The sequence below is a fragment of the Pseudomonas sp. GV085 genome (assembly GCF_003050925.1).
GTDB lineage: Bacteria > Pseudomonadota > Gammaproteobacteria > Pseudomonadales > Pseudomonadaceae > Aquipseudomonas.
The window spans coordinates 1-1,824 of sequence record NZ_QAOV01000035.1 but is presented as its reverse complement, the minus strand read 5'-3'; the positions used below and the strand labels follow the sequence as shown (position 1 = coordinate 1,824).

At 57.7% G+C, this 1,824-nt stretch carries 1 protein-coding gene and 2 pseudogenes; all 3 read right to left on the bottom strand.

The window, feature by feature from the left end; genetic code table 11:
• A pseudogene (locus C8K63_RS29930) lies at window positions 1–326 on the bottom strand (hypothetical protein); the annotation flags it as partial.
• Window positions 323–1,576: a T6SS immunity protein Tli4 family protein gene (locus C8K63_RS29925; RefSeq protein WP_108219965.1), complete on the bottom strand. Its 1,254-nt coding sequence runs from the start codon at window positions 1,574–1,576 to the stop codon at window positions 323–325. The gene C8K63_RS29925 and the pseudogene C8K63_RS29930, both read right to left, overlap by 4 nt.
• A pseudogene (locus C8K63_RS29920) lies at window positions 1,564–1,824 on the bottom strand (alpha/beta hydrolase); the annotation flags it as partial. The gene C8K63_RS29925 and the pseudogene C8K63_RS29920, both read right to left, overlap by 13 nt.

Here is a 1,824-nt window from a genome sequence, read left to right as displayed (position 1 = left end):
GCAATTCGACGGGTCCGCTCATTCAAAGCGGCATCAAAGCGCTCCTGCGTCACGCCTTCGCCCAATACACGCACCTCGACGGAGGAATGATCGGCACCCAGACCGTAATAGAGCTTTACATCCCCGCCTCCATTCCAATTCGCAGGCAAATCAATCAAGCCTCGGCCCAACGCCCAGGTGCGCATGTTGCTGGTCAGTTCGTGCACGGTTTGTTTCTCCTGTTCACTGGGCTGTTTGAAGGCGGTGCACCCCGTGAGCAACGCAAGCGTCAAGCATGTGAAAAACAGGCGCCGCCTGCGCAGATGAGGCTGGGGGGTGCTGATCATTGATCTTTGTCCCCTGGAAACGGTTTGCGCTTTTCAAAGCTGGCGATGAACTCATCGAGGATGCGTTTGTTTTCGGCCGCCTCCTCGGCCGTTGGGCCACGGTCGTTCGCCCAAGGGTCCGGCTTGGGCGCGACTGAGCCGTAGCGGATGCGTACGGACTTGAGGATGGCGTCCCACACGGCCATGGCTTCGTAATCGGTGAGGGAGGGGTTGACGGGGTCTGGTGAAGCAGGTTGTTGCCAGAGCGGCAGGTCGTAGCCTTTGTTGGCGAACTGGGGCAGGGTCCAGCGGACGAGGTCTTCGGGCTCATCGGGATCATCTGGCTCTCCTTTCATGCCGCCTGCCGACAAGCGGATGCTCATACCAGGCCGAGCCAGCGAGGGATTGTCCCGGTAGTTTTCGCTCACGAAGAGTATTTGACGGTGAGTGTCATCGCTGAAGCCGATCAGGGACTCTTCGGCTTGCATGCCGGCCAACATGATTTTTCCAGTGCGCAGATTTTCGTAATCACCTGCGAGAAAAATTTGCCCGTCTTTTGGAGTGCGAACATGCAAACGCTCTTCATCATCAGGTGATAATGCGTTGATGTAGATGCTCAGTGAGACATCCGAGGCAGGAGGACTGAACTCGAAGCTGGCTATCTCCTGATCGTGATGACTGCGGATCACAATCGGCCCAAGCGCAAACCCCGCGCCGGCATTTTCGGGGGTGACTTTGAAGATTTCCTTCGACAGCTTTAATAGTTGGGCTTGAACGGGATCCGTATCGCCGTCGTAGGATTGAGCTCTGAGCATGACGTAGACGTCATCGATCAGCAGATGAGACTCATGAACGAATGTTTGGCGGCGTGTTGCTTGCTTGTAGTACTGCAGCAACTTTTCCCTGGGTGAGGCCATTTTCGCCGACACCAGCATCGACATATCTGAATTCTTATAGTTCTTAACCGCCGAGATCCGACGCGCCCGCTCCTGCAAGGCCGCATCAAATCGCTCCTGCGTCACGCCCTCCCCCAAGATCAAGACCTCAACGCTTGAGTGATCAGCTCCCAATCCGTAGTACAGCTTCACATCCCCGCCACCACTCCAGTTGGCGGGCAGATCGATCAGGCCTCGGCCCAGCGCCCAGGTGCGCATGTTGCTGGTCAATTCGTGCACGGTTTGTTTCTCCTGTTCGGTGGGCTGTTTGAAGGCGGTGCACCCGGCGACCGCCCCCAACAGCAGGCCTGTAAAAAAAGCGGTCAACCGGCGCATAGCGGCCTCTTGGCTTTCGCTGCGATTTTGATGAGGGAGTAAAGAGTGAATTGCTGGGTTAACGGATTGGCGTACGACGCTTCATGATCGAAGCCGGGCGCCTGGACTTGCTGGCGGATCGAATCCTTGCGTGCCTGCCTGACCGGCGCACGACCAGAACTCACCGGAACGGTGCCGTCGCCCGCGCCGTCCTGCATGCGGCAGTGCAGCTCCCAATAGCTGGTCTGCACGGTTCTGACCGGCGCGTC